Origin of the sequence: Mycobacterium sp. 20KCMC460 (assembly GCF_022179425.1) — a bacterium.
Classification (GTDB): domain Bacteria; phylum Actinomycetota; class Actinomycetes; order Mycobacteriales; family Mycobacteriaceae; genus Mycobacterium; species Mycobacterium kiyosense.
The window spans coordinates 6,204,324-6,222,675 of the sequence record NZ_AP025524.1; the positions used below are offsets into that span (position 1 = coordinate 6,204,324).

Consider the following 18,352-nt stretch of genomic DNA (forward strand, 5'->3'; position numbering starts at 1 on the left):
GACGCGGGAAACGCGCCTCGACGCGGTGACCGGCAGTATCCTGCCTGCATGGCTGATGTACTGCCCGTCTTGTTACGCACCGGCGCCGCACTGGCCGGATCGGCGGTTGCCGGAATCGGTTACGCCTCGATAGTGGAGCGCAACGCGTTCGTGCTGCGCGAGGTGACGATCCCGGTCCTGAGCCCGGGTTCCACGCCACTGCGGGTGCTGCATGTCAGCGACCTGCACATGACGCCCAACCAGCGCCGGAAACAGGCCTGGTTGCGTGAGCTGGCCGGCTGGGAGCCCGATCTGGTGGTCAACACCGGCGACAACCTGGCCCACCCCAAGGCGGTTCCCGCGGTGGTGCAGGCGCTGGGTGATCTGCTGTCCCGGCCCGGTGTGTTCGTCTTCGGCAGCAACGACTACTTCGGCCCACGGCTGAAGAACCCGGCGAACTACCTGACCAACCCCGACCACCGGGTCAAGGGTGAGCCACTGCCCTGGCAGGACCTGCGGGCGGCATTCACCGAGCGCGGCTGGCTGGACATGACGCATACCCGGCGCGAGTTCGAGGTGGCCGGCCTGCACATCGCCGCGGCGGGCGTCGACGACCCACACATCGACCGGGACCGCTACGACACCATCGCCGGCCCGGCCAGCCCCGCCGCCAACCTGAAGCTCGGGTTGGTGCACTCGCCCGAACCGCGGGTGCTGGACCGCTTCGCCGCCGACGGCTACCAGTTGGTGATGGCGGGGCACACCCACGGCGGGCAGCTGTGCCTGCCGTTCTACGGGGCGCTGGTGACCAATTGCGGCCTGGACCGTTCCCGGGCCAAGGGTCCGTCGCAGTGGGGTGCGAACATGCGGCTGCACGTCTCCGCCGGCCTCGGCACGTCACCGTTCGCCCCGGTGCGGTTCTGCTGCCGCCCCGAGGCCACCCTGCTGACGTTGATCGCCACCCCGATGGGTGGCCGGGACGCGACCAGCAACCTGGGGCGCTCGCAGCCCACCATGTCGGTGCGTTGACCGATCGGGCTCGGGTCGCGGTTCGCACTCGGTCCCGCGATTGGGCCGACAACGCGATTCGGCTGATCGAGGCGGACGCTCGGCGTAGCGCCGACACCCATCTGCTGCGCTACCCGCTGCCCTCGGCGTGGGGTCACGACTGCGGAGTGGCGTTGTATCTCAAAGACGAGACGACGCATATCACCGGCAGTCTCAAGCACCGGCTGGCCCGGTCGCTGTTTCTGTACGCGCTGTGCAACGGGTGGATCGACGAGGGCACCACGGTGGTCGAGGCGTCTTCGGGTTCCACGGCGGTGTCCGAGGCTTATTTCGCGGCGCTGCTGGGTCTGCCGTTCGTCGCGGTGATGCCGTCGGCAACCAGCGCCGCCAAGGTCGGACTGATCGAATCCCAGGGCGGCCGTTGCCATTTCGTGGAGCACTCGGGCGAGGTCTACGCCGAGGCGGCGCGGGTCGCCGCGGAGACCGGCGGGCATTATCTGGACCAGTTCACCAACGCCGAGCGCGCCACCGATTGGCGGGGCAACAACAACATCGCCGAGTCGATCTATCTGCAGATGCGCGACGAGACACATCCGATTCCGGCTTGGATCGTGGTGGGGGCGGGTACCGGCGGCACCAGCGCCACGATCGGCCGCTATATCCGCTACCGGCGGCACGCGACCCGGCTGTGCGTCGTCGACCCGGAGAATTCGGCGTTCTTTCCGGCGTTCGCCGAGGGGCGCTACGACATCGTCACCGGCGCGTCTTCGCGGATCGAGGGGATCGGCCGGCCGCGGGTCGAGCCGTCGTTCCTGCCGTCGGTGGTCGACAGGATGGTCTCGGTGCCCGACGCGGCCTCGATCGCGGCTTCCCGTCATGTCAGCGCGGTGCTGGGGCGCCGGGTGGGGCCGTCCACCGGCACCAACCTGTGCGGCGCGTTCCAACTGCTCGCCGAGATGGTCGCCGACGGCCGTAGCGGATCGGTGGTGACGCTGCTGGCCGACAGCGGCGACCGCTACGCCGACACTTACTTCGACGACGACTGGGTGGCCGCCCAAGGCATCGATCCGAGCGGTCCGGCGCAGACACTGGCCGAGTTCGAGCGTTCCGGCCGCTGGGCATAGCCCGTGCCCCCTCTCGCCCCCGGGACCACGCGTTTGGCGGCGCGCGGGGGCGGTGCGATACGCTGTCGAGGCTTCAAGCGGGGTGTGGCGCAGCTTGGTAGCGCGCTTCGTTCGGGACGAAGAGGCCGTGGGTTCGAATCCCGCCACCCCGACTCAGTTTCTCAGCAGGTCACAGCGCATGCCGCCAGACCAGCACCGACAGCGCGGCCACCCAGGCCGCCGAGATCAGCAGGCCCGCGACGGCTTGGCCGCGCCCCTCGCCGGGATTCTTGATCTGGACCAGCGCGGTGATCGCACAGATCACGCTGAGGCCGACCGCGCCGATCATGGAGAACACGAATGCCGTCGAGGCATAGATATTGGTCGCGGGTTCCGGCGTCGCTCCCGGGGCGGTCGGCGATCCGCTGATGGCTCTGGTCATTTCGGCAATTTCCTTCCGTCAACAATTGACGGTCCCAACCGCCGCTTGGAAATCGCTCAAAGCTTTCTAAACGTACTCGCGATCGAAAAAGCCGATGCGGGCCGGGGGAGAAAACCCCCGGCCCGCATCGGCCCTGCTAACAGCGCTAGTACCAGACCCTGCGACCGCCAACGGGGCGCCCGACCGCGCCCAGGATCCACAACACCACGCCGACGAGCAGCAGGATGCCACCAATCGTGTACAGAATGCTGATGCCGGTGAAATAGCCCACCACCAGCAGAACAATGCCCAGGATAATCACGTCGCGCCCCTTCTGTTGAACGCTGTCGAATTGATCGAACGAGGTGTGAATACCCCACTGTTCGAAGCTCCAATCGCGAATTTTCGCGGCAGATTCTGCGAGGATCCGAGGCCGAGTTCTAGCTCGCCGCGCGCGGCCGGAACCGCACTCTGGTGCCGCGGCGCGGCGCCAGCATGATGGATCGCCGCACGATCCGCTCCGGCGCGGCGTCCACGGCGCTGAACTCGCCCTCGCGCAGCAGCACCTGCAGCACGGTGATCAGCTCACGCATCGAAAACGCCGCGCCCAGGCAGCGTTTGACGCCGCCGCCGAACGGTACCCAGGCGTAGCTCTGGGGTGCGGATCCGAGAAAGCGCTCCGGCCGGAACTCGAGCGGGCTCTGGTAGACGGCCGGGTTGCGGTTGATGGCGATGATGTGCACGACGATGCGCGTTCCGGCCGCGACCGTATATCCGCCGATCGGAAAGGGTTTCGCGGCAACCCGCGCTGTCAGCGGCGCCGGCGGACGCACCCGTAGCGTCTCGTCGATCACCGCGGTGGTGAACGCCTCGTCGCCGCTCAATGCCTCCTCGCGCACCCGCCGCAGCGCGTCGGGGTGATGCAGCAGCAGATCGAAGATCCAGGCCAGCGTGGTCGCGGTGGTCTCGTGACCGGCCAGCATCAGGGTGACCAGATCGTCGCGAATCTGGCTGTCCGACAACCCTTCTCCGTCTTCGCCGCGAGCGTTGACCAGCAGCGAGAGGATGTCGCGTCGCGATACCGGATCGGGGTCGCGGCGCCGCGCGGCGATGAGCGGCAGCACGACGGCGTCGATTTCGCGGTTGGCCCGGGCGCGCGACGGCCACACCCGCAGGGTGCCGAGTCCGCGCAGCGCATAGCGAACCGTCAATTGCTCTGACACACCGAGGTTCAGCAGTCTTTCGAAGGGCTGCCCCAGCCGTCGTACTTCGTCGGGATCTTCGGCACCGAAGGTCACCCGCACGATCACGTCGAGCATCAATGCCCTTGCCGCATGCAGCATTTCGAACGGGCGGTCGACGGGCCAGTCCCGCATCGCAGCCCGCGTGCACGCCTCGATGATCGGCACGTAGCCGTTGAGCGCGGTGCCGTGCAGCGGCGGCGTCAACAGTCGGCGACGCCGCAGGTGTTCGGGCTCCTCTTGCACGAACATCGAGCCGGACCCGTAGATAGCGGCGGCCGGCCCCACCCCCTCGCCCCCGAGTAACACGTCGGTGGATGCGGTGAACACTTCCTTGGCCAGCGCCGGGTCCGAGACGATGGCGACGTCCCCCAAACTGAGGATCGGCATCGTCATGATCGGCCCGTACCGGCGGATCAGCCGCAACATTCGTCGCTCGCCACCCACCAGGTAGGCGAGCGCGTAGGCGGCCGCGAAGAGGCTGCGCAGCCGGCGGGGAGCGGGTAACCCGGGTGGAGAAGCCGGCGGAGCTGCCACCCTCCCGACCCAACACGGCCGGGCGGGTCAGGTCAACAACCGGCGGGCGTGCGGCGACCGATCAGGCGCAGTCTGCGCAGATCTGGCGCCCGCCGCCGGAGACGCGCAGCCGGTTACGGTGCTGCACCAGGAAGCAGCACGAGCAGGTGAACTCGTCGGATCGCTGCGGAATCACCACCACCGACAGTTCCTCTCCGGACAGATCGGCGCCGGGCAGTTCGAAGAACGGAGATTCGTTGGGGTCATCGTCGATGACGGCGGTGGCCAGCTTCGGCAGCGGGCCCAGCTCGCGGAGGGCGCTTTTGTCTGCGGCGTCGGCCTCGGTCACCCGGCGGGCGTCGTAATCACTGACGGTCGGCATGGGGGTTCCTTCCTGCTGAGTGACCGGGTTACGCACCTCGCGGTGGCCCGTTGGCGCAGGAAGTACCCCGTTCGAAACCGAATCACACCCGGCAGATCGAACAATTCGCGATTACCGCGCAGGAGCGTGCACGGCGGACCAGCCATTCGATTCGCGGCTGCGGCCGCGCGACACCCAAGCCATGCCGAACCATGGCGCCATGATGGCCAGCACCAGCGCGACGCCGGCCACCAGCAGGTGCCCGGTGAGCAACGCGACTACGCCGACTATCAAGCCGACGGCCCAGACCCCGGCCGCGGCGAGGCCGGGCAGCGTCACCGTCGGTACCTCGGATTCGCTGCTCGGGACCGGCCCGTGGACGGCCGTGTCGGTTGCGATGTGTCCCATTGTCACTCCCCCAGCGAACCCGTCATCAGCACCTGGCTACTGTAGCCTATGGATACTGTTGACTCACGCGGCAATTTGCTCGCGACCCGCTAGGGCTACCCGATTCATCGGACCGGTTAAACCCAGCCGCGATGAGACGGCGGATAGCGGGTATAGCTTCGTGCTGTGAGCGACACTGCGCTGCTAGTTATCGACATGTTCAACGATTACCGCCATGAGGACGCCGACGAGCTGGCCCACAGTGCGGCCCGCGTCATCGACCCGCTGCTCGGGCTGATCGAGAACGCCAAGGACAATGCTGCCGTCGACCTCATCTACGTCAACGACAACCTCGGCGATTTCACCGCCGACCGTGGGGCCATCATCGACAACGCCCTGCAGGGGAAGCACCCCGAGCTGATCGAACCACTGGTGCCCACGCCCGACTGCCCGCTCATCACCAAGGTCCGGCACAGCGTGTTCTACTCCACCGCGTTGGACTACCTGCTGCATCGTCTCGACACCAAGCGCATCGTGCTGGCCGGTCAGGTCACCGAGCAGTGCATCCTCTACAGCGCACTGGACGGTTATCTGCGTCACTACGAGGTCGTGGTCCCGCCCGACGCGGTCGCCCATATCGACGAGGAGCTGGGGTCGGCCGCACTGAAGATGATGGAACGCAACATGAGTGCGGAGTTGCTGCCCGCCGCCCGCTGCTTTGCGAAACAAGAAAGGCAACCCCGATGACCGAACGCAAGAAAGCCGAATCCGACGTGGAGGCCGACGAGCACACCGCCAACTCGCGCGCGGGCCGTGGCGACGACGGCGAATACGTGGGACGCACCGCGGCCGACGACGACTTCGACGCCGGCGAGACCGGCGCGGAGGCGCGCAGCAAGGATCGGTGACCACCGCCCCGACGACTACCGGCGCACCTCGGTGACCAGGGCCCGGTGATCGGAGATCGGCATCAACTCCGCGGTCGCGGCAACGCCGTGCAGATCCGGGTCGTCGGTCAGGATGTGATCGAGTTGCCGCTGGGGTGCGGCGGCCGGAAAGGTCGGCGCCGTGGCCAGCGCGCGCATCCCCGACCAGCGGTGCACCGCCGCGGGAGTGAGGTTGAGATCGCCGATCAGCAGTCGCGGCCCGGGCAGCCCGCGCAGGTCGCGGGTCAGGCGCCGCAGCTGGCGCAAATTCCAGCCGGGCACAAAGGACAGATGGGTGTTGGCCACGGTCAGCGGCCCCAACGGAGTCTGCAGCCGGGCGATCACCGCCGCCCGCGGCTCCTCGTCCACGATCAGCACCCTGTTCGGGCCGGGCAGATACATCGGAAACCGAATCGGGATCCGGGGGAACCGGACCACCTGCCAACTGGTCGCGGGGAACCGGGACAGCAACGCGATCCCGTAGGCGGCGGTCCCGGGTTGTTCGCGACCCGTCGCCGCCATCCAGGTGGCCCCCGGCGTGCCCGAGATCGCGGCCACGAACCGGTGCTCGACGGCGCCCATCGCTTCGGCTGCCGCCGCGGTCAAGTCCGCGTGCCCGGAGCGGGGCTGGTCGAGGTCGACCTCCTGCAGTGCCAGCACGTCGGGATCGAGTCGCCGCACGCAGTCGCGCAGCCGCTGCGGGTCGACTCCGTCGCCGACGGTGCGTCCGTGCAGGATGTTGAAGGTCGCCACTCGCATGGCTAGGCCCGCGCTCCCGGCACCTCTTCCCGCGCCGCCACCGACCTGGCGTCGCCGGTGTCGAACACCTCGATGACGACGTCGTCGTCGCGGTAACAGCCCAGCGGCTCGAGCCCCGGTGTCGCCGCGATGACGGCGTGGGCGGCGTCACCGGTCAATGGATAGTCGGCGACGGGATGGCGCCAGTGCGCGGCGATCACGGTGGCGCCCGGCGCCAACCGAGGGCACTCCCGGCGCAACACCGTCGCCAGGGTGTCGGCATTCAGGTAGTACGCGACCTCGCTGAGCACCACCAGGTCGAACGGGCCGGCCGGCCACCGCTCGTCCAGCGATCCGCGGGACAGGCTCACCCGGTCGCGGCAGCCGTGCTCGCGTAGCCGGGCGTCGGCACCGGTTACGGCCGCCTCGGCCACGTCCACGGCGGTGATCCGCTCGCAGCGGGCGGCCAGCAGCGTGGTCAGCGCACCGATCGAGCAGCCCGGCTCGAAAGCGTGCCGGTACCGGCTGCGCGGTAGCAGGGCCACGGTGATCGCGTACTTGCGTTGCTCGTACCAACGCGAGGACAACTGCCACGGATCCTGGGCGTCGGCGTACATCCTGTCGAAGTACGCATCTGGCAAACGCGGGGTGTGCGCAGTCACAGAAACACCATCTCCCCCACCGCCATAAGCCGCTCCAGCACGAAGGGCGGCAGCACCGCGTCCGGTCCGTGCGGCTCGAACTGACTTCGAAAGCATTGTGCGGCTTGTCTTTTACGTTGCACGGCCCAGTCGTCGAGCGGCACCGTCCGGGCCCGATGCCACGGCACGTCCGGGTCCCCCGGAATTGCCCAGTGCCACATCCACACTGGGTATTCGATGAGTTCGACGCCGGTGCGTGCGCAGGCCGCGGCCGCGGCCCGCCCGACGGCTTCGTGATCGGGGTGGCCGTCGCCCCGCCAGGTCGCCGCACACCACGTTCCGGGCGGCCGACCGTCCAGGCACCGCGTCAGCAGCGCCGCCAGCCGATCCTCATGGTCGGTCAGCCGGCCGTCCGGCAGTCCGAGGCGCAGCGGGCTACCGACCTTTAAAATCTCTGCAGCACAGCGCAATTCGTCGCGCCGTCGCGCCTCCAAAGTAAGCCGTTCGGCCGCCGACGCAGCCGGGTCCGCGCCACCCCCGTCGCTGACCGCCACCAGTTGCACCGGCACGCCCGACGCGGCGAGCTGCGCGGCCGTCGCCCCGATGCCCAGAGTCTCGTCGTCGGGGTGCGGAGCGACCACCACCAGACCGGCGCACTCGTCCAGCTTCAGTGCCGGTGGCCGATCGGCCGCCAGCCAATCCTGCACGGCGGTACCGCCTCCGGCCAGCGGCCTGGCCGCAAACCGCGGCCCGTTGGTCTTCAACGCCCGCGCCGCCCGGCCAACCGCCCCAGTTCGGCCAGGTCGCGTTCGGCGTGACTCTGGCGTATGTAGATGCTCAGGTCGGCGACCCGCTGGGCGTGCCGACCGTCCTGGCACAGCGGTCCGGGCCCCAGCGCCCGTCCGGTGCGCGAGATCGCCTCGTCGACGGCATGTTCCACCACCGCGCGGACCCGGCGCGCCAGTAGTTGCGCCGTGCCGGCTTTGTCGAAGGGATCCGCGTCGACCTGCCCGGCGGCCAGGGCCAACACCGCGTCGCCGGCGGTCAGCGCGGCGTCTACCGCCCCCAGATGCGCCAACGCGTATGCGTCGGCGGATTCGCTGCCCGCACTGCGATACAACGGCTCGGCCACCCGCCGCGCCCCACCCAGCCAGCAGGCGGCGACACCGATCGCGCCGTGCCAGAATCCGGCGCGGCTCAGGTACCCACCGGGCGCCCCGACCAGGACTGCGTGCACGTTGTTGAACTGCACCGACCGGGTGTCGCTGCCGGCCATCCCGGGATTCCACCAGGTACTGGGCAGCGGTTTGACCCCGGCATCGGTGAGTGTGACCGCGAACAACCCGCGGTCACCGCCCTCCATCCGAGCGGTGACCAGTGCATTCGTGCAGAACCCGGCACCCGAGCACCACACCTTGGTGCCGTTGAGGACGAACCCGTCACCGGCGACCTGGGTGGCGGTCAGGACCGCCTCCGACGCCTCGGCCGCCCAAACACCCCACAGCTGACCGGGTTCCGGTGGTTTGCCGCCCAGCTCGTGCAGGATCGCGACGGCGTCGACGTGCGCCTCGGCGATCCGGGCGGCGGCGATGTCTTCCTCGGCCAGTCGGCCCAGGCGCTGCCAGCGTTCCGCGGTGCAGCCCGAGCCCGGCAGCGGCAATTCCAGCCGCCCGGTTTCCAGCCAGTGCCGGACCAGCCCCGCCGTCATGCGGGCTCCCCCGCCTTGGGGTGCACCGCAGTCCCCCGCCCCGCGCTGGTCAGGGAACGCAGATGACGGGCGAATCCGCGGGGTGCCCGCCCTTTGGTGCGCGCCGAGGTGACGACCGATTGCGCGGTGTCCCGGTGAATGCGGTAACCGGCCGTCTCGAACCGCGCCACCAGGTCCACGTCCTCGTCGGAGGAAAGTGAACGGAATCCCCCGACGGCCCAATAGGCGCGGGAGCTGAAACCCATGTTCGCGCCGTGCACGTGGTCGTGGCCGCCGTCCACCCGCTTGTTGTAGGCCTCCAGATACCGGCGCACCACGTCCAACCCGTGCGGCCGCCAATCGGCGACCCGCACCAGGCCAAGGAACATCTCTGCGCCACAACCCAATTGGCGGCTCAGCCAATCCGGTTCCACGGTGCTGTCCGCGTCGGTGGTGGCATACCAGGCGGCGAGGTCGGTCCCGCACAGGGTGCGGGCGTAATCGAAGCCGGCCGCGCGGGCGGCACCGACGTTGCGCGCGTCGATGCGGACGAAATGCACATCCGGCCCGTACCGGCCGGCGAGGTCGGAACTGTCGTCGTCGCTGGCGTCGAGCACCACCACGATGGTCACCGGAGCGTGTACGCACAGGGCCGCGGTGACCATGGCGCGCAGACAACCCGGCAAACTCGCGCGTTCGTTGTGGGCGGGTATCACCACGGCCACCTGCTCGTAGGTAGGCGGCATAGCGGTGGGCATGGTTCGCTAATTTCCCGTTTCGATACCGGTTAAACCGTTGCCGGACAGCATCACAGGTTGCCGGACGCGTCGGCGGGGTATCCGTCACCATCATGTCCGACACCCCGCCAGAGGCCGTTGCGCTACGCGACGCACTTCGGTGCGCGGCGTCGGCGCTCAAGGAGCACGGGCCGCCCTTCACCCTGGCCGGGGGCTACGCGTTATGGGCTTACGGTGCACCCGAACCGACGCACGACGTCGACCTGATGGTCTGCGAGGACGACGTTCCCGCTGCGGCGACCACGCTCGGCAAGGCCGGTTTCCGGATCGAACGACCACCCGAGGATTGGCTGTTCAAAGCGCATCTCGGCGATGCGATGGTCGACGTGCTGCACTGCGTCAACGGCAGGACGGTGACGCCGCAAGTATTGGGCGCAGCGGAACAGCGTGTGGTGCTGGCCATTTCGATGCCGGTGTTACCTCCCACCGAGGTGTTCATCCAGAAACTGCGCGCCCTGACCGAACACCACTGCGATTTCGCATCGTTGCTGCCGGCGGCGCGGGCGGTTCGGGAAAAGCTGGACTGGCCCCGGATCGAGGCCGAGACAGCCGACAATGCCTTCGCTGCCGCTTTTCTGATGCTGGTCGAACGTCTCGGCCTGCGCGACTGAGCGGCGCACGGCACCAAGGCTCAGTGGTTGCGTAGTTTCGCGACCAGCTTGTCCTTGGTCAGACTTGAGTAGCCGGTTACGCCAAGCTCTTTGGCCCGCTTCTTCAGCTCCGGCACGGTCCAGTCGTCGTAAGAGCCGGCCTTGCCGCCTTTGCGGGCAACTTTCGACTTCCCCTGTCCGGCGGCCGCGTTGGAGATCCTCGCGGCCTTCTCCTTCGAGTCGCCCTTCTTGCGTAAGTCTTCGTAGAGCTTTTCGTTCTTGATCGACGAGTTCGGCATGAGAAGTAACCTCCTGCGCACTTTTTTTGATACCGCAGGCAGGATGCCCCGTCCGGGGCCGGTCAAACCGCGGCAAACCGCCTTGCGCCGACAGGACACCACGCGACGGACTAGCCAATTAACGAACCGTTTGGCCAGCGCCGATTATCGGCGATATCAGGCCGGGTACCCGCAGAACTTGAAAACTTTGCCTCAACATTCCGCACGTAATGGTGACCAGATGCAGATCGCGATCGTCTGCGGCGATGACGAAACCGCCGTTGGTGGCGGGTTCGGCGGCTCTGAGCTGGCCGAATTCGGCGCCGCGCTCGCGGCGCAGCACCACACGATCAACGCATACCGGCCGCACGCCGAAGTTCCAGCCGAGCCGTCGGCGCCGACTCTGGTGCTTCCCCACCTCGGCGCGTGGGCCGACCAACTCGACCGCGCGTGGGCGGCGAATCCGCCCGACGTCGTACACGCCTTCGGATGGCTGGGTGGCTTGGCGGCTCAACTGGCCGCTCGCCGACACGAACTGCCCCTGGTGCAGAGCTTCCACGGTCTGGCCGAGTCGAGCATCCCGGGTGAACGGGTGCGCCTGGAGCCGCTGCTCGTCCGCAACGCGAACTGGGTGACCGGTGGCAGCAGCGCCGAGGTCGACGCGCTGGCGCGACTGCGCCGCAGCCGCGCCCAGCTCTCGGTGCTGTCCAGCGGAGTCGATGTGGATCGGTTCGCTCCCGCCGATCCGTCGGCCGCCGACGGGCCGGTCCGCATTCTGCAGGTGGAGCCGAATGCTCTGCCGCAGCACGGCTTCGACAAAGTGATTCGGATTCTGCCGATCCTGCCCGGCGTGGAACTCGTCCTGGCCGAGACCGACGCCGGCGACCCTCGCCATGACCGGGAACGCACCGCGCTCAACCGTCTGGCCACCGGGTTGGGAGTGCAGGATCGCGTTCGGTTCGCGGGTTCGGTTGCCGCCGAGGAACTTCCGGCGCTGGTGCGCTCTGCCGATGTGGTGGTGTGCGCAGCACGGCACGCTCCGCAGGCGACAACCGCGCTGCGGGCGATGGCCAGTGGCGTGGTGGTGGTGGCGACCGCTGTCGGCGCACTCACCGACACCGTCATCAATGGTGTCACCGGCCTGCTGGTCTCCCCGGCCAAGCCGTACGAACTGACCGCGGCCCTGAAATCGCTGCACGGTCAGCGATTTCAGCGTCAAAGCATGGGCGCGGCCGGCCGGGCTCGGGCGATATCACGCTTCACCTGGGATCGAATCGCCCTCGACGCGCTCGGCGTCTACCAGCGGGCGACCGCCGACCGCACGAAGTCCAGCGCGATAGCTTAGGCCGCGTCGCCCGTGTCGATTACGACCGCCGGCGATGCGATCCGCTACGAGGAGTTCCGCACCGCTGACACCGCCGCGATGCGACGATTCTTCGCGGACGCCTACCCGCCTAGCTGGCGGGTCGGCGCCGTGTCCGACGGTGCGCAGCTGACCCACCGGCGCTTCGCGACGGATTCGGTGACGCTGAACGAAGTGCTGATCGACGGCCGGCTGAGCTGCGAAATCGAGGCTTTCGACACGGTGCTGGCAATCCATCCGCTGTCAGGTTCCATGGCGGTGACGGCTGAACCGAAGCGTGGGCTGGAGACTGTGGTCATCGCCGCCGACGCTCTGCCGTGCGCGATCGATGTCGAGGACGCGCGGTTTCGGGTCGTGGGCCTGGGTATGAGAGAGCTGAGCAGGGTCGCGTCGGAGGGGAAAAGCATTCCGCCCCAACATGTTCGGTTCCTGGACTATAAACCGCGATCGGCCGCCGCCGCGAACAGCTGGACCAGGGCGCTGGACTACGTCGTCACCAGCTTCGGCGACGTGGATAGCGCGCGTCAGCCGTTGCTGGTCGGGGCGGCCGCGCACCTGCTGAGCGCCGCCCTACTGGACTGCTTCCCCAACAACGCCGGCACCGGGCAGGATTTGCTGAGCGAGCCGGACCTGCCGCCGGCGTTGAAAGGGGCGATCTCGTTCATTCACCGCCACTGCGCGGACGGCATCGGCGTCAACGACGTCGCCGACTCGCTGCGAATGACGCCGCGCGCGGTGCAGTACCTGTTCCGGCGCCACCTGGCCACCACGCCTACGGAGTATCTGCGCCGCGTGCGCCTGCACCACGCCCATCAGGAGCTGCGGGCCGGTGATCGATCGACGGCGACGGTGGGTGAGATAGCCCAACGCTGGGGTTTCAGCCACACCGGCCGATTCGCCGCGCTGTATCGCCGCAGCTACGGCCAGAGTCCGCAGGCCACCCTGCATCAGCAGGGCTAGTCAGCGCACCTCGCGCGGGGTGCGCACCAACCGATCTAATCGGAACGCCGCGTCTTCGTCGTGGTCGCCGTTCCCGGCGATCTCGGCGACCACGAGTTCGGCGATGTTGCGCAACTTGACGTTTGATTCCTGCGACATCTTCACCAACCGTTCGAATGCCGCATCGGAGTCGATGCCGTACCTCAGCATCAGGATGCCCATCGCCTGGTTGATCACCGCGCGTCGGGAATCCACGGCCAGCAGCGCCTCGCTGAGGTGCTTTTGCAGGTCAGCGTCGTACTGCTCGGTGATGTCGATGTAGTAACCGCCGATTCCGAGCAGCCGTCCATCCGGCCCCGGGAACCGGTCCCCGACCACCACCACGACGTGCGTTTCGCCGCGGGTGTCGACGATGCGGTGCCGGCTGCTGAATGCGGTGCCGTGCCGGCGTACCTGCTCGATCAGTTCGGCGACGCTCGGTTTGTCATCCGGGTGCTTATGTTTGAGCAGTAGTTGGGTGGTGGGCGTCACGCTGCGCGGTTCGTAACCGTGCATGCGGGCAACTTCTTCGGACCATTCCCACCGGTCTTCACGCGTCAGGTACCGGAAGCGCCCCACCGGCGGCCACCGCCGGCCCCTCTTTCGCCGCGAATCTGCGCACACCAGCTCAATAGTATTCGGACCTGCTGGTGCTGCGGTGTGAATGCAGAGAACCGAGTCCCCCGACCAGCCGGTGGAAGTCAGGCCGTCTTTGCCAGAGCGGACGGGCGGGATACCTTGTCATCCTTCGCGATTCGCTGAATCATCGCGCGGGTGGCTTTCTCCAGCACCTGTTGCGCCGCCGCCGGACGACGGGCCCGGCGGGCGCGCTGCGCCGCCGCAGCGATCGTGACGCCCTGCCGGTACGCACTGACCACTCGGGGATCCACATACGAGCTTCGCGCCACCGCGGGTGTGTTGCCGAGCTCCGCGGATACCTCGCGCATGACGGCGGCCTCGACTCGCTTGGCCACCCGCTGCGAGACGGCCGGGTCCGCATCGACGAAGGCGGCCGCGGCCAACACGGTGCCGTGCCAGGTGCGCAGGTCCTTGACGCTGTAGCCGTCGCCGAGGAGTTCCTTGAACCGCGTGTTGAGGTCGTCGGCCCGGACTTCCACCCAGTCGGAACCGTTGCGCCACACCAACAATCGGTCGGTGCCGCCAGTTCTGCGTAGCAGTGCCCGCACCGCGCGGACCACCTCGGCATCCTTGATCTCATAGGTGCGCTGGACTCCGCTCTTGGCGGGGTAGTCGAAGGCGACCGCGTCGCGGCGCACGCTCACGTGCTCACGCAGCAGGGTGGCCAGGCCGTACGACTCGTTCTCCTCGACGTATCGTTCGCCGCCGGCCCGGAAGTAGCCGAGATCCAGCAGATGCAGGCCGAGCGCCAGGACGCGTTCCCGGGACATGCCGCGGCCCTTGAGGTCACGCGCGATCCGCTCGCGCCACGCCGGCAACTCCGTGGACAGCTCGAGCACCCGGTCGAACTTCTCCTCGGCCCGTTCCTGCTGCCAGCTCTGGTGGTAGAGGTACTGGCGCCGACCGGCCGCGTCGGTGCCGACGGCCTGGATGTGCCCATTGGGAAACGGCGATATCCACACTTTGCGCCAGGCGGGCGGAATGACGAGGTCTTTGATGCGTTGTACCGCGTCCGGATCGGTGAGCAGGTCACCGTCGGGGCCGTAGTAGGCGAAGCCCTTGCCGCGGCGCTTGCGCGTAATCCCCGGCTTGTCCAGCACGCTGCGGCGTAGCCGCATCTTGGTCCTCCGCGCGTTCCCGACTCGAGTCGGCTGCAAGCTGAGTTACCCGCGCGGCCGACGGCTACACCTGCCGGCGTCCGGACTCTGGCAGGTCGCGGGTGCGCAACAACAGCGGCACCACCAGCCAGGAGAACCCGAACAGTGCCAGCGCACACGCCCCGGCGACCAGACCCGCGGCGGTGCCGGCTACCGAATCGAAGATGATGACGGTCACCCCGGTCAGCGCCAAGCCCAGCAGCACCAGCCCGCCGTAGGCGCACCGGTGCGCCGCCGACACCAGCACCGAGATCCGATGTCGCCGAAACAGCAACCGGTGCAAGCCCACTGGTGCGATCAGGAACACCGTCGCGGCCACCGAACAACCGACGGTGACCAGGTAAACCGCTCGCATGTCGTCGCCCAGCACGTCGAACCGGGCCTGGAACGGCAGAGTCAGCAGGAACCCGGTGAGCAACTGCACGCCGGTCTGCACCACCCGCAACTCTTGCAGCAGGCTGTTCCAATTTCGGTCCAGCCGTTCGACTTCGGTCTCGCCGCGCTCCCGGTGGTCCCAGCCCTGGTCTTCCTCGGGATGATCGACATCCATGGCCTGATAATGCCGAACGACCCGCCACTGCGCTGTGGCGGGTCGTTCGCGGGTTGTTGCGGGAGATCAGCCGGCCATGAACTCGTGGTAAGCCGATTCCAGGTGCGGCGGCAGCGCCGACACGTTGCATTGCTGTTCGGTGTCGCCGATCGGCGCCAGAATCCCACGCAGATCGTGGTATTCGTTCGGGTGCGCGGTGAAGTAGGCCCGAATGTTGGCGGCCGCGTCGCCGCGGGGCTGGCCGTAGGCGGCCATGACCACCTGGTTGGCGCCCGGGTGACCGGCCAGGTACTGCTGCGCCGCGCCCTGCACCGACGACACCGTCGCGTTGACACCTTCGGGGCTGCAGTCGGGTGCCGCCGCAGCCGACGGCGCACCGGCGATCCCGACCGCGATTCCCCCGAGCAGGCAGCCGGCGCTGATGCCGGCAATTCGCCGACGCGCGACAATACTGCTGATTTTCATGATGATTTGTTCCTCCGAATGAGTGAACCGATTTCGTGGAGCGCCCGAGTCCCCTGAATCCAAAGTAACCACGCGGGAACCGATGCGGCCGCTCTGTTCGCCGACGACGAACGTGCGTTTGAAACTGCCGCTGACGCTTATGTGACGCAACGCAACCTAAGTGGCGGAAAACGCTAAGCAAACTGGCAAATTTACGCCGGAGAATTGAGAATCCTTAAAGACCGCGAAGAATTCTTAACGGTCTGTGACCTTTATTCGTGACCCAACCGTGACGTCGGCCTCACCGGTTGAGCTTGCCTTCACGCACGCCGGTCAACCCGTCCTCCAGCGTCGGATACAGCGGAAAGGTCTTGTCCAGGCCGGTTAGGTGAATCGGACGTCGGGTCGCCGGGCCGCGTGCCACCACGCCGAACTCGGCGCCGTCCCCGAGTTTCTCGTAGGTGGACGCCAGAATTTTCAGCCCTACCGAGCCCAGGAAGTCAACCCCGGACAGGTCGATGATCAGCGCACCCGGATTGTCGGCAATCACGCCGCCGATTGCCTCTTCCAGGGCCGGCGCGGTGACCAGGTCGATTTCGCCGCCGATGCTGAGCACCACTACCCCGTCATGGTCGGAGACCGTGGCGGTGATCGAATCAGGAGCTGACAATGGCGATCCTTTGTCCGGGTCTTCGGTGTGCTGCCAGCCTAACGTGCGGCGCTTACCGCGAGAAGAAGAAGACCTCAACACGCCCGAGGTCACACCCCAAGCTAGTCTCGCCATAGCGCGACCACTGGGTAGAGCTTTTCGCACGCGCCAGAGGGCTTGGAGGGACGGATGTCCGATTCGCCGACAGATCTCAGCACCGCCAGTACCACGGCCGGCGTCTCCAGCGAGGGTTTGCTGCCCCAGCTGGTCCAGCATCTGCGTCGAAACCGGACCGCCCTGCGCGAGGAGTGGGCCCGCCGGATCACCGAGGCCGAACTGCTCACCGCGATGACCCCGGAGGAGATCTTCTCCGAGGCCACCGCCGTCTACGACAACTATGTCGAGGTGCTCGAGACTGGCAGCGTCGAAGCCCTGCAGGACTATGCGCGCGATCTCTCTGAGCGCATCATTCCCCGCGGCGTGGAAACCGACGAGGTGCTGGGCATCGTGCTGTTGCTGCGCGACGTGCTGGCGCGCTCGTTGTTCGAGAAATACCAGGCCGAGTTCGACATGCTCAACCGCGTCCTGGACGCCTACGAGCCGGCTGCCAACCGGATCGCCAACACCGTGGGCGTCAGCTTCGTCCAGGAACGCGAGCGCATCATCCGCCAGCAGCAGGAAGCGATCCGCGAGCTGTCCACGCCCGTGCTTCAGGTCCGCGAACAGCTGCTCATCCTGCCGATCATCGGTGTGCTGGACAGCCAGCGCGCCCGGCAGGTCACCGAGCAGCTGCTGCGCGCCATCCGCGCCAACCGCGCCAAGGTGGTGGTCATCGACATCACCGGTGTGCCCACCATCGACTCGACGGTGGCCAACCACCTGGTACAGACGGTCGACGCGTCCGGGCTGATGGGTGCCAGTGTCATCATCACCGGACTGTCCTCGGAAATCGCCCTGACCTTGGTGACGATCGGTCTCGACCTGTCCAAGATGAACGCCGTCGGCGACTTGCAGGGCGGTATCGAGGAAGCCGAACGCCTGCTGGGTTACGAAGTCACCCGCACCGGCGAGTAACGGCCCCGAAAACAGCCCATGCCAGTACCGATCTTGAAACAGGGCGCGATCCTGATCGCCACGGTGCAGGCCGCGCTGACCGACTCCGACACCGAGCGGCTGCGCGAAGACCTGATGGAACGGGTCAGCCGGTTCCGCGCGCAGGGCATTGTCGTCGACGTCACCGCGATCGACGTGATGGATTCCTTTGCGGCGCGGTCGCTGCGCACCATCGCGCACATGACCCGGCTGCGCGGGGCCACCACCGTGATCGTCGGTCTGCAGCCGGAGGTGGCCTTTGCCATGGTGCAGCTCGGGCTGGCCTTCGACGACATGAGCACCGCGCTCGACCTCGAAGAAGGCATCGCGCTGCTGCACAAACGTCTGGGACTGAACAGATCGACGATCGGGCGCGACGGTGGCGGGTGAGACAGTGGTCGCCATCAACACCTCCGACGACATCGTCGCCGCCCGCAAAGCCGGGCACCAACTGGCGCTCGATCTGGGTTTCTCGCTTACCGACGTCACCATGATCGCGACCGCGATCTCCGAAATAGCCCGCAACATCACCAGCTATGCCGGTCGCGGCCAGGTTCGGGTGGCGGTGGCCGAGCGGGAGGGCCGCAAGGCGCTGGTGGTGCGGGCCGAAGACGACGGCCCCGGCATCGCCGACATCGACCGCGCCATGGAAGACGGCTACACCACCGGCCGTGGTCTGGGCATGGGCCTGCCCGGGGCCCGCCGGCTGATGGACCGGTTGATCGTGGAGTCCGCGCTGGGCCGCGGCACGGTCGTCGAAATGTGGAAATGGGTTCCGGCCCGTGGGTGACCCAGTCCGATCCGCGG

The 18,352-nt window shown here is 67.6% G+C and carries 26 protein-coding genes and 1 tRNA gene; 11 read left to right on the plus strand and 16 right to left on the minus strand.

Annotation, left to right across the window (positions count from 1 at the left end):
• Positions 1-132 precede the first annotated feature (132 nt).
• The 3 genes from MKCMC460_RS28690 to MKCMC460_RS28700 all read left to right on the plus strand — a co-directional run bounded on the left by MKCMC460_RS28690 (position 133) and on the right by MKCMC460_RS28700 (position 2,263).
• On the plus strand, positions 133-1,008 hold the full coding sequence (locus tag MKCMC460_RS28690) for a metallophosphoesterase (protein ID WP_370653206.1): 876 nt from the start codon (positions 133-135) through the stop codon (positions 1,006-1,008).
• Positions 1,005-2,111, plus strand: a complete 1,107-nt coding sequence (locus MKCMC460_RS28695) for a PLP-dependent cysteine synthase family protein (protein ID WP_236978658.1) — start codon at positions 1,005-1,007, stop codon at positions 2,109-2,111. Before MKCMC460_RS28690 ends, MKCMC460_RS28695 begins: the two co-directional genes overlap by 4 nt.
• 78 nt (positions 2,112-2,189) lie before the next feature.
• Positions 2,190-2,263 (plus strand) — tRNA-Pro (locus tag MKCMC460_RS28700).
• Between the two features lie 17 nt (positions 2,264-2,280).
• On the opposite strand, the gene MKCMC460_RS28705 is transcribed toward MKCMC460_RS28700, so the two are convergent.
• The 5 genes from MKCMC460_RS28705 to MKCMC460_RS28725 all read right to left on the minus strand — a co-directional run bounded on the left by MKCMC460_RS28705 (position 2,281) and on the right by MKCMC460_RS28725 (position 5,037).
• The gene (locus MKCMC460_RS28705; protein ID WP_236978660.1) at positions 2,281-2,532 is read right to left on the minus strand and encodes a hypothetical protein; all 252 of its coding nucleotides are present in this window, start codon (positions 2,530-2,532) and stop codon (positions 2,281-2,283) included.
• Between the two features lie 145 nt (positions 2,533-2,677).
• Positions 2,678-2,833 carry a hypothetical protein gene (locus MKCMC460_RS28710; protein ID WP_180915734.1) on the minus strand — a complete coding sequence of 52 codons (156 nt, stop codon included), beginning with the start codon at positions 2,831-2,833 and terminating at the stop codon, positions 2,678-2,680.
• Positions 2,834-2,951: 118 nt separating this feature from the next.
• Positions 2,952-4,289, minus strand: coding sequence for a cytochrome P450 (locus MKCMC460_RS28715; protein ID WP_238305135.1), 1,338 nt, complete (start codon positions 4,287-4,289; stop codon positions 2,952-2,954).
• A 61-nt stretch (positions 4,290-4,350) separates the two neighbouring features.
• Positions 4,351-4,650, minus strand: a complete 300-nt coding sequence (locus tag MKCMC460_RS28720; RefSeq protein ID WP_236978662.1) for a DUF4193 domain-containing protein — start codon at positions 4,648-4,650, stop codon at positions 4,351-4,353.
• Positions 4,651-4,761: 111 nt separating this feature from the next.
• Entirely contained in the window at positions 4,762-5,037 is a 276-nt protein-coding gene (locus MKCMC460_RS28725) for a hypothetical protein (RefSeq protein ID WP_236978665.1), read from the minus strand.
• A gap of 165 nt (positions 5,038-5,202) precedes the next feature.
• Here MKCMC460_RS28725 and MKCMC460_RS28730 point away from each other — a divergent pair, with 165 nt between their 5' ends.
• Both MKCMC460_RS28730 and MKCMC460_RS28735 read left to right on the plus strand, forming a co-directional pair.
• Complete coding sequence (locus MKCMC460_RS28730) at positions 5,203-5,763, plus strand: isochorismatase family cysteine hydrolase (RefSeq protein WP_236978667.1); 561 nt, start codon at positions 5,203-5,205, stop codon at positions 5,761-5,763.
• Entirely contained in the window at positions 5,760-5,924 is a 165-nt protein-coding gene (locus MKCMC460_RS28735) for a hypothetical protein (protein ID WP_236978668.1), read from the plus strand. The genes MKCMC460_RS28730 and MKCMC460_RS28735 overlap by 4 nt, the downstream gene beginning before the upstream one ends.
• Positions 5,925-5,939: 15 nt before the next feature.
• On the opposite strand, the gene MKCMC460_RS28740 is transcribed toward MKCMC460_RS28735, so the two are convergent.
• Genes MKCMC460_RS28740 through MKCMC460_RS28760 form a run of 5 tightly spaced genes read right to left on the minus strand, consistent with a single transcriptional unit; the run spans position 5,940 to position 9,766 of the window.
• Positions 5,940-6,701, minus strand: a complete 762-nt coding sequence (locus MKCMC460_RS28740; protein WP_236978670.1) for an endonuclease/exonuclease/phosphatase family protein — start codon at positions 6,699-6,701, stop codon at positions 5,940-5,942.
• A 2-nt stretch (positions 6,702-6,703) separates the two neighbouring features.
• Positions 6,704-7,297 carry an SAM-dependent methyltransferase gene (locus MKCMC460_RS28745; RefSeq protein WP_236984470.1) on the minus strand — a complete coding sequence of 198 codons (594 nt, stop codon included), beginning with the start codon at positions 7,295-7,297 and terminating at the stop codon, positions 6,704-6,706.
• Positions 7,298-7,338: 41 nt separating this feature from the next.
• The gene (locus MKCMC460_RS28750) at positions 7,339-8,085 is read right to left on the minus strand and encodes a PIG-L deacetylase family protein (protein WP_238305137.1); all 747 of its coding nucleotides are present in this window, start codon (positions 8,083-8,085) and stop codon (positions 7,339-7,341) included.
• Positions 8,082-9,029, minus strand: a complete 948-nt coding sequence (locus tag MKCMC460_RS28755; protein WP_236978674.1) for an acyl-CoA dehydrogenase family protein — start codon at positions 9,027-9,029, stop codon at positions 8,082-8,084. The genes MKCMC460_RS28750 and MKCMC460_RS28755 overlap by 4 nt, the downstream gene beginning before the upstream one ends.
• Entirely contained in the window at positions 9,026-9,766 is a 741-nt protein-coding gene (locus MKCMC460_RS28760) for a glycosyltransferase family 2 protein (protein WP_236978676.1), read from the minus strand. The genes MKCMC460_RS28755 and MKCMC460_RS28760 overlap by 4 nt, the downstream gene beginning before the upstream one ends.
• 92 nt (positions 9,767-9,858) lie before the next feature.
• Here MKCMC460_RS28760 and MKCMC460_RS28765 point away from each other — a divergent pair, with 92 nt between their 5' ends.
• Entirely contained in the window at positions 9,859-10,416 is a 558-nt protein-coding gene (locus tag MKCMC460_RS28765; RefSeq protein WP_236978684.1) for a nucleotidyltransferase family protein, read from the plus strand.
• A 20-nt stretch (positions 10,417-10,436) separates the two neighbouring features.
• Here the strand turns inward: MKCMC460_RS28765 and MKCMC460_RS28770 are convergent, their stop codons facing one another.
• Positions 10,437-10,694 carry a Rho termination factor N-terminal domain-containing protein gene (locus tag MKCMC460_RS28770; RefSeq protein WP_236978686.1) on the minus strand — a complete coding sequence of 86 codons (258 nt, stop codon included), beginning with the start codon at positions 10,692-10,694 and terminating at the stop codon, positions 10,437-10,439.
• A gap of 220 nt (positions 10,695-10,914) precedes the next feature.
• Between MKCMC460_RS28770 and MKCMC460_RS28775 the strand changes: the two genes are divergently transcribed.
• Both MKCMC460_RS28775 and MKCMC460_RS28780 read left to right on the plus strand, forming a co-directional pair.
• Entirely contained in the window at positions 10,915-12,018 is a 1,104-nt protein-coding gene (locus tag MKCMC460_RS28775) for a glycosyltransferase (protein ID WP_236978687.1), read from the plus strand.
• A gap of 12 nt (positions 12,019-12,030) precedes the next feature.
• Entirely contained in the window at positions 12,031-12,996 is a 966-nt protein-coding gene (locus tag MKCMC460_RS28780) for a helix-turn-helix transcriptional regulator (protein WP_236978689.1), read from the plus strand.
• Here the strand turns inward: MKCMC460_RS28780 and MKCMC460_RS28785 are convergent, their stop codons facing one another.
• The 5 genes from MKCMC460_RS28785 to MKCMC460_RS28805 form a co-directional block, all read right to left on the minus strand.
• On the minus strand, positions 12,997-13,638 hold the full coding sequence (locus tag MKCMC460_RS28785) for a PAS and ANTAR domain-containing protein (protein ID WP_309297873.1): 642 nt from the start codon (positions 13,636-13,638) through the stop codon (positions 12,997-12,999). It lies immediately after the preceding gene.
• A gap of 77 nt (positions 13,639-13,715) precedes the next feature.
• A complete protein-coding gene (locus MKCMC460_RS28790; protein WP_236978693.1) occupies positions 13,716-14,771 on the minus strand; it encodes a DNA topoisomerase IB in 1,056 nt (351 codons plus the stop codon).
• 64 nt (positions 14,772-14,835) lie between these two features.
• Positions 14,836-15,360, minus strand: a complete 525-nt coding sequence (locus tag MKCMC460_RS28795) for a DUF6328 family protein (protein ID WP_236978695.1) — start codon at positions 15,358-15,360, stop codon at positions 14,836-14,838.
• Between the two features lie 66 nt (positions 15,361-15,426).
• Positions 15,427-15,825 carry a heme-binding protein gene (locus MKCMC460_RS28800; RefSeq protein WP_236978701.1) on the minus strand — a complete coding sequence of 133 codons (399 nt, stop codon included), beginning with the start codon at positions 15,823-15,825 and terminating at the stop codon, positions 15,427-15,429.
• A gap of 280 nt (positions 15,826-16,105) precedes the next feature.
• Positions 16,106-16,474 carry an STAS domain-containing protein gene (locus MKCMC460_RS28805; RefSeq protein ID WP_236978702.1) on the minus strand — a complete coding sequence of 123 codons (369 nt, stop codon included), beginning with the start codon at positions 16,472-16,474 and terminating at the stop codon, positions 16,106-16,108.
• Positions 16,475-16,642: 168 nt separating this feature from the next.
• Here MKCMC460_RS28805 and MKCMC460_RS28810 point away from each other — a divergent pair, with 168 nt between their 5' ends.
• From MKCMC460_RS28810 to MKCMC460_RS28820, 3 genes are read left to right on the plus strand one after another with little or no spacing between them, the layout of a single operon-like run.
• A complete protein-coding gene (locus tag MKCMC460_RS28810; RefSeq protein ID WP_238305139.1) occupies positions 16,643-17,527 on the plus strand; it encodes an STAS domain-containing protein in 885 nt (294 codons plus the stop codon).
• A gap of 18 nt (positions 17,528-17,545) precedes the next feature.
• Positions 17,546-17,935 carry an STAS domain-containing protein gene (locus tag MKCMC460_RS28815; protein ID WP_180915757.1) on the plus strand — a complete coding sequence of 130 codons (390 nt, stop codon included), beginning with the start codon at positions 17,546-17,548 and terminating at the stop codon, positions 17,933-17,935.
• Entirely contained in the window at positions 17,925-18,335 is a 411-nt protein-coding gene (locus MKCMC460_RS28820; RefSeq protein WP_236978703.1) for an anti-sigma regulatory factor, read from the plus strand. Before MKCMC460_RS28815 ends, MKCMC460_RS28820 begins: the two co-directional genes overlap by 11 nt.
• Positions 18,336-18,352: the final 17 nt, after the last annotated feature.